The organism is Paraburkholderia tuberum STM678 (assembly GCF_902833905.1).
Lineage (GTDB): Bacteria > Pseudomonadota > Gammaproteobacteria > Burkholderiales > Burkholderiaceae > Paraburkholderia > Paraburkholderia tuberum.
The window spans coordinates 93,310-100,855 of the sequence record NZ_CADFGP010000030.1 but is presented as its reverse complement, the minus strand read 5'-3'; the positions used below and the strand labels follow the sequence as shown (position 1 = coordinate 100,855).

Genomic DNA, 7,546 nt, shown 5'->3' with positions numbered 1-7,546 from the left:
ACGAAACGAAGCTCGCTGGAGCAATCCAGTCGTCAGGAAACGCCGGATACGTGATCCGTACGTCCGGTGTTGTGGGAGGACGGCGGGGGCAACCCCGCCTCCTACCCGATTCAGTCGACATTGCGTGCGCTCGGTAATGCACTGCCACATCCGCACGAAAAGAGCATGTTTAGCTCGCGATTTATGTCGGCTGTGTCAAATGCGGGTGAAAAAGCAAGCGGAACAAATAATGCTTATTCGAAAATCTTTTCTGTTTGCCATTATTGTCTCCGTCGCGGGGACGACTCAGACCGATAGTCCCGATCCTCATGAACGGCCCGCGCGCATGAATGCGGCGGACGGCACACTGGCCACGTGATCGCTTGCTAATGGAGCAGCAAGGAAAAAAGCCTCGAACACGAGGCGTGATCGAGGCTGCCGAAGGACAGACTCAATGCCTGTCTGGGAAGGTCGATCGGACCCGTGATCGACCTTGCCCACTATAGCCAGTTATCCGCCGAGCAACTGTGAACAAATGTCGCGGTCGAATCGACCGGCGAATTCCCGAATAGATCTGAATCGTAGCGTCGGATTCGATTAGCAGCGCGCACAGGATTTCCGGCGGGCGAGATCGCCGCAGTCGAATTCGCTGCTGATCCGGATTCCCTGGTCAATGCCGCGGCGCCGACCGTGCGCACGACGTTCATGGGTCTTTACGGCGTCGACGCGGCGATGCCGTCGCACATGATCGACGAGATCGTGATGCGCGAGGAAGGGCACGAAGCGGTCGAGGCCTTTCTCGATCAGTTCAATCATCGTTTCGTCACGCTGCTGTATCGGGCGTGGAAGAAGTACCGCTATCCGGAAAGCTTTCGCGCGGGCGGCAGCGATGCGCATTCGCGCAATCTGTTGTGCCTCGCCGGCTTTGGCTGGGGCAACAAGCCGCAACGCGCCGGCTTGTGCGATTCGCGGATGCTCGCGCTGCTCGGCCTGCTGATCCAGCGAACGCGCACACCTGAAGGGCTCGCGGGCGTGATCGCGCTCGCGGTGCCCGGCGCGGACGTGCGCGTCGATGAGTTCTTTCCCGCGCTCGCGCGCGCGGGCGAGCCGCAGCCGCTGACGTCGTCGGCCGGACCCGCGCCGCGCCTCGGCTGGACGACCGTGCTGCCTGCCGTGAACGAACGCCTGATCGACGTCGCACACGGGGTCTATCGGGCGCTTCCGAAGCCCGCCGCCAATCCGTACCTGACTCATGCCGCGTCATGAACGACGCGCCGAAAGGACCATTGATGAACCTTCGTTTTACCGTTTCCATCCTTGCGTCCGTCGCGCTGCTGTCGGCATGCGGCGCCTGGCAATCCGTATCGGACGCGTCGTCGAGCGCTTATCACGCGGTGTTTTTCAAGCAGATCAAGGTGCTCGACATCGATCTGTCCGCGCGCGAAGCGCTGAACCCCGACGATGCTGGTCGTGCGACATCGGTCGCGGTGCGCGTGTATCAGCTGAAGGACCGCAAGATGTTCGATGGGGCGTCGTACGAGGATCTGCTGAAGAACGACCGCACGGTGCTCGCGCAGGACTTGCAGGCGAGCATGGCATCGGTGCTGAATCCCGGTGCGTCGGCAAGCCTGTCGCAACCGATGCGGGCCGACACGAACTATGTGGCGGTCGTCGCGTTCTATCGCAATCCGGGTAGCGGGGATGGTTGGAAGTATTGATCGAGAAGAAGAAGCTCGATGCGGACAAGCCGTTGAAGATCTCGTTGATGGATCAGTTTCTAGTGCCGGCGGGCAGAGCGGCCCACGATTAAGTGGACCGCCGACTCAATCCGTGCGACCGAGATAGCCCGGTAGCCCCAATGCAGAGTCGCTCCTGGCCAGCTTCAAGGCTTCCTTGAGCAAAGCTGTGAACTTTTCGTCGCTATCGGGCCGCGGCAACGTCGCGCGAAAGAAGTCGGCCCAGCGAAATTCTTCCAGCGGGACACTGGTTTTTTCATAGCCGCCGGCATCGCGGACCGCTGCCGCGAGGCTTCGGTATTCATCGTCCTTCATTTCCCACACGTGCTCCGCCAATTCGGCAAACGGCCGGCGCATGCCTTGCGCGTCATACGGAAAGGTCCATCGTTGGTTTTCCATGCTGAGCCAGAACGACGCCCACGTAGACGAGGAAAGATCTCGCACCAGCACGACCGGAACCGCGCGCACGCCCACCTGCCACAGCGCCGCCGCCACATGGTGATGATCGATCGCAAACGGTATGCCGTTGGGTCCGCAGACGACCGGTATCGGCTTTTCGGCGATGGCCATCTCCAGGTCATGGCTGCTCAGGGACCGGTATTGGCGGGCTTTTTCGCGGACCTCCCGCGCGCCGTGGGTCATTTGTGTGGGACGGAGCTCTTCGATTTGCCGCGTGTCCATGTCGGTCTCCTTGTCTGGATGCGATGACGCGGCTCCCGCAAATTTCATGCCCCCGGGCGAGGCGTCGCCCACTTTCCGCCAGACGTCTACGGCGCATCGTCCACACACAGCACCGGATCGCTGACCAGACAATCCGCATCAGACGCGGCAGGCCTGGTCGATTCCGGCACGATGTCGATTCATCCAGTTAGCGCCGCGACCGGCAAGCCTCTCCATGACCGGCTTCACTGCACGCAGGTAAACGAGCTCGCGCTGTTCACGTCGCCCGCGCCGTTATAGCTGGGCCACGCCGGATACTGGCATAGCGGCCGCGTGCGTCCCGGCACACCCTCCGTATCGGTGACCACCTGATGCGCCGGCGGTGTGCCGTGCTCGACCCAGTTCTCCAGCGTCGTCAGCGAGTCCCACGACGCATTGAACTCGGTGCCGACCGCGTGCTGCAGCCCCGGAATCTCATAGAAGCGCGCGAACGAGCCGACCGCGCCAAAGCCCATCGTCACCAGCATGCGCTGATAGTAGATCTCGGTTGCCCGCGTGCTGACGGTCTGATCGACGGTGCCGTGCGCCATCAGCAACTTGCCGCCGTGCTGCATGAAGGGCGTCAGGTTCGCATCGGTCGCGTCAAGCCCCGACAGCATGCTGACGCGGCCGGACCATCGACCGGCAATCGCGGGGTTGTACTGCAGCGAGTCTGCGTCCGGGTCGTCCATCACCGTGTAGCGGACGAAGTCGTCGGCGATCTGGCCGTCGAACATCGCGGTGCTTTGCAGCGGATACGACGGCTGCGTCGTGCCGAGCGCGAGCGTCGTGACGGTGCCTTCGAGCGGTGAACTGCTGCCCACCCCGAGATCGGCGCCATACACGTTATAGCCGGGATACAGCGTTTCGCCGCTTTCGAGCGGGTACGCAAACACGAGCGGCGTGTTCATCGTGTTCAGCGCCGCGATCTGCCGGTCCGACAGGCACGTGTCGCCGCGCGCGATACCGCCGGCGCAACGCAAAGGCTTGCCGTCGACGCTGGCCGTCGCCGGGTTGAACGTCGCATTGCACGCCTGCACGTTGCTGATGAGACCGTCGACTACACCGTCGAGTCCGTCGCAAGCCTGCATGACCGCGTTGAGCAGCAGCGCGCGCTGCGCTGTGTCGAGATACGCGCCGGGCGCTGCGAAGCCTTCGGTCACGCGCAATTGCTGAAGGCTCAGCGTCGTAAAGTCGTACGCGGGATAGAACGCGATGATGCCGTCCCAGTCGCGCGGCCAGCGCTGCGCGACGGTCAGTGCCTCGCGCCCGCCAGTTGAGCCGCCCGCGAAATACGCCCTGGACGGATGCGTGCCGTAATGCGCGTCGATGGTCACGAGCGAGGCGTCATGCGTTTTCTTCAGCGCTTCTCCCATGAAGTTGTCGTAGGCCTCGGCGTTGACGGAGAACGCGCCGTTCACCGAACCGTTGCTCGCCTCGTGCCCGGAATCGCTCGCGAACACCGCGTAGCCGCGCGACAACGGTCCCGGCAGAGCCGCCGGCGCGCTCGGCACGTTACCTGTGATGGCGGGAATCGAGCCGTCGAAACCCCCGCCGCCGAGCATCAGGATCTTGCCGTTCCACTGGTCCGGCAACGCGACGTTGAACAGGATGTCTGGCGCGGATGGATCGACCGGATGAATCGCGCCGGCCACGAGGCAGTACGATCCGGTAGCCGTCGCGCCGCTGCCGCTCGCCGCCACCTGGGTCGTCGAGGTGACGACGGCGCCTGTCGTCGGCAGACCGATCTCACGGGCGCGGATGGTCAATCCATTCAGATTCGGACAGCTGAGTTTCGATCGGGGTGGCGGCTCGTGCCTTTTGCATGCCTCGCCCTGGCATTGTCCTGCTGTCGAACCCGCGTACGCGCCGTGGCTCCACATGGCGCACAGCGCCAGCACACAGCACGCCCCCACCCACGACGGCACGCGCCCACGCGCGCGCCACGACTCTCTGCTCAAGTTCATCGCCGTGTCTCCTTCCAATGAGGCCTGGAGACGGCACCGGACGTCGCGGCATCAGCCCCCTATGCCATGACGTACCCATGACCTTTGACCTTTATTGTTTTTGCCAACGGCGCGGCCACCGCGTGCGCAACGCCACGTCGCGTCTTGCGCGCAATACCGCCCGACACCGCATATCCGCACTTGTATTCGATTTGGTAGAAGTCTTTCATCGGCCTGTCGATGTGGTTCCGGTCGGCCAAAATCAACCAATCAATCATAGTCGCTAACTCACGCAACGCGCGCCGAATCGTCATCGCGGGCACGCCAGAGTGTCGTACTCGCTCGACACTGCGAAGCCGGTGCGATGTTGATGGCCAATTCGGCGAGCCTGTATGCGCAAACTGCGTCGGAGCCCGAACCTCATCAAGTCACCCGCGCGGAAGTCATGCACGAACTCGAGGAGCTGGAAGCGGCCGGATATAACCCGTCGGTCGGCGACGACGGTTCGTATCCCGCCGACATTCAAGCTGCCAAAGCGAAGGTCGCGGCCATGCATCGAGCGGAAAGGGGCGCGGCGATGAGTGCGGGACAGAGCGGGCAACCGGTGCGCACGCATTGAGGGCAAAGGCGAGACCCGGAATGGAACCGGGTTGGCTGCGTCATCGTATGTAGGTCGAGGCCGCCAATCGCTAATTGCGCCCGGTCGTCGCGGAGCTGTTCGTCAGTGGGAGCAGTCGCTCGTTGCTCCCGCTGCGGACAAAGGCACGAAGCTTTCGCACTGAACCAGATTCTCCGCATTCATCGGCTTCGTCAAAAAGAACCCTTGCACGTAGTCGCAGCCTGCGTCGCGCAGCGCATGCAGCTGTTGATTCGTTTCGACACCTTCGGCTGTCACTTTGATGCCGAGTTCGTGCGACATCTGAATGATGCCCCGAACGATCGAGGCGGCCGCCGCGTCGCGTCCCAGCGTTGCCGTAAACGAGCGGTCGATCTTGACGATGTCCGGCGAAAAATCGGCCAGATAACGCAGGCTCGAGTATCCCGTTCCGAAGTCGTCGATGGCGATGCGCACGCCAAGCCGCTTGAGCGCCATCAGCGTTGCCTGCGCGAGTGAGGGGTTTTCCATCAACGCACTTTCGGTCAATTCGATCTGGAGGCAGCGCGGCGGCACCCGGTGTTTTCGCAGCGCCTGGTCGACTATGGCGACAAGCGAGTCATCCCTGAGCTGACGCGCGGACACGTTCACCGACATGGACAGTTCTTTCCTGCCGGCGGCCTGCCAGACGGCCAGTTGAGCGAGGGCCGCGTCCACGACCCATGCCCCGACTTCGACGATGAACCCGCTTTCTTCGAGGATCGGAATGAAGCTGCCCGGACCCACCAGGCCTCGTGCTGGATGATTCCATCGAACCAGTGCTTCGACGCCTTTCACCGCCAGAGAGGCTGGCTCATGAATACCCTGGAAATGCAGCACGAATTGGTTCGACGCCAGCGCCGTGGGCAGATTGCACTCGAGTTCGAAATCGCCGAGCACATCGCTGGATGCTTCGTCGGCAAACCGGAAGCCGTTGCGACCGCCTTTTTTCGCCGCATACATCGCGATATCCGCGCTCGTCAGCAGCGCCTCGTGATCGCGGCCGTGCTCGGGAAAGATCGATATGCCGATCGACGCCGTGACGAATGGCGCAGCGTGGTCTTTGCGAACGTCGCTTGAAAACAGGTTCAGCAGAGACTGCGCCAGGCTCGCCAACGTGGCCTTGTCGCTCTCGCCCCTGACGATCACCGCGAACTCGTCTCCGCCGAGGCGCGCTACACAGGCATCCGGCGCAAGCGCTCCCTGAATGACTTTGGCGATGTCCTGCAACAGACGGTCAGCGGCCGTATGGCCCAGCGTATCGTTCAGGACCTTGAATCGGTCGAGATCGACGAACATCAGACTGAAGGCGACGTTCTGCCTGCAAAGCGTCTTCATCTGGCGGATCAGCGCGCCCCGGTTAGCCAAACCCGTCAGACCATCGGTGTAGGCCAGACGGTCGAGCGCCGCGAGGCGTTCCTGTTCCAGCGTGATGTCTTCGCTGACACCGACGATGCGCACCACGTTCGCGGAGCCGTCGCACACGGGATAGGCCGTGCTTCTGATCCAGCGCAGGCAACCATCCGGACGGCGGATGCGGTATTCGACGCGACCTTCCGCCACTTCGGACGCGACGCGGTTCATCTCGGCGAGCAATGGCTCCAGATCCTCCGGCACCACGAGATCGAGCCACGCGGAAGGCCTGTTGCCAAGCTCTTGAGGCGTAATGCCGAACACGCTTTCGACACCTGCGCTGACATGATGACAGTGTTCAAAATGCGAGCTATACGAATAGAACACGAGCCGGACATGCAACTCCATCTCATGCATCAATTCATCGCGTTCGCGCAGTGTCTTCAACAGCTCGGATTGCTGGGTGACGTCCTCGGAAGCACAAAGCAGCGCGCTCACCGCGCCGTCGTCGCCCGTCACTGGCGTGAGCGTGGAGTTCCACCACCTGGTACGCCCCCTCGTCGTCGCGCAGCTTCCAGTGAACGATGTGCTCTTGCCGGAAACGGCGCCCGCCAAAGCCTTCTCGGCCGCCGTGCGGTCCTCGCCGGTCCAGAATGCGAGCCAGTCCGAGCCGGACAGTTGCTCCGGTGACTCCGCTTCCATCAACATCGCGCCATGCTCCGACACCCGCAGCATTTTTCCGTCGGTAGCGAGCACCTTCAGGCAGTCGCGATTCGCGTGCAGAAGCCCGCTCGCCAGTGCGGTGGCGGCGCTTTGCCGCGCGTAATCCAGGCCGAGTTTGCGACGAACGATCGCGAGGCCGGCAACGCCCGACACCATCGACAATGCGACACGTAGGGTAATCGCCGCTTCACCGGCCGCCTGATGCACAAGAGCACCGATGCCAACGCCGGCAACGACGGCAATGCAGAGACTCGACAACGGTATGGTCCTGCGTTGACCGTACCGCGACAGGAAATAGGAAAGAAACTGCTGGTTGCGGGCTGACCAGCCATTGGCATGTGCGTCGCTATCGACCCGGGACTCAATCGGTTTGGTTTCTTTAGGGCACGAAGTCGCTTTGAATCTCACGCTGTTCTCCGACTACCGGGTTGAGCGACGGCTCGAACGCTGCGAGCCGCCTCACTTTTATTATTACG

General features: G+C 62.4%; 5 protein-coding genes and 2 pseudogenes. 3 read left to right on the top strand and 4 right to left on the bottom strand.

What is annotated here, in order from left to right:
• Positions 1-567: 567 nt before the first annotated feature.
• Positions 568-1,245: pseudogene (gene tssG, locus HWY30_RS24585) on the top strand (type VI secretion system baseplate subunit TssG); the annotation flags it as partial.
• 23 nt (positions 1,246-1,268) lie between these two features.
• Positions 1,269-1,789, top strand: a pseudogene (tssJ, locus tag HWY30_RS24580) (type VI secretion system lipoprotein TssJ).
• A gap of 13 nt (positions 1,790-1,802) precedes the next feature.
• On the opposite strand, the gene HWY30_RS24575 reads toward tssJ, so the two are convergent.
• The 3 genes from HWY30_RS24575 to HWY30_RS24565 all read right to left on the bottom strand — a co-directional run bounded on the left by HWY30_RS24575 (position 1,803) and on the right by HWY30_RS24565 (position 4,674).
• Positions 1,803-2,396, bottom strand: coding sequence for a ParB-like protein (locus HWY30_RS24575; protein ID WP_090806655.1), 594 nt, complete (start codon positions 2,394-2,396; stop codon positions 1,803-1,805).
• Positions 2,397-2,620: 224 nt separating this feature from the next.
• Positions 2,621-4,381 carry a tannase/feruloyl esterase family alpha/beta hydrolase gene (locus HWY30_RS24570; RefSeq protein WP_244144985.1) on the bottom strand — a complete coding sequence of 587 codons (1,761 nt, stop codon included), beginning with the start codon at positions 4,379-4,381 and terminating at the stop codon, positions 2,621-2,623.
• A 59-nt stretch (positions 4,382-4,440) separates the two neighbouring features.
• Positions 4,441-4,674, bottom strand: a complete 234-nt coding sequence (locus tag HWY30_RS24565) for a hypothetical protein (protein ID WP_090806653.1) — start codon at positions 4,672-4,674, stop codon at positions 4,441-4,443.
• A 50-nt stretch (positions 4,675-4,724) separates the two neighbouring features.
• Here HWY30_RS24565 and HWY30_RS24560 point away from each other — a divergent pair, with 50 nt between their 5' ends.
• Positions 4,725-4,979 (top strand): DUF4148 domain-containing protein, encoded by a 255-nt coding sequence (locus tag HWY30_RS24560; protein WP_090806651.1) that lies wholly within the window; start codon positions 4,725-4,727, stop codon positions 4,977-4,979.
• Between the two features lie 102 nt (positions 4,980-5,081).
• On the opposite strand, the gene HWY30_RS24555 is transcribed toward HWY30_RS24560, so the two are convergent.
• Positions 5,082-7,328, bottom strand: a complete 2,247-nt coding sequence (locus tag HWY30_RS24555; RefSeq protein ID WP_244144984.1) for a sensor domain-containing protein — start codon at positions 7,326-7,328, stop codon at positions 5,082-5,084.
• Between the last annotated feature and the right edge of the window lie 218 nt (positions 7,329-7,546).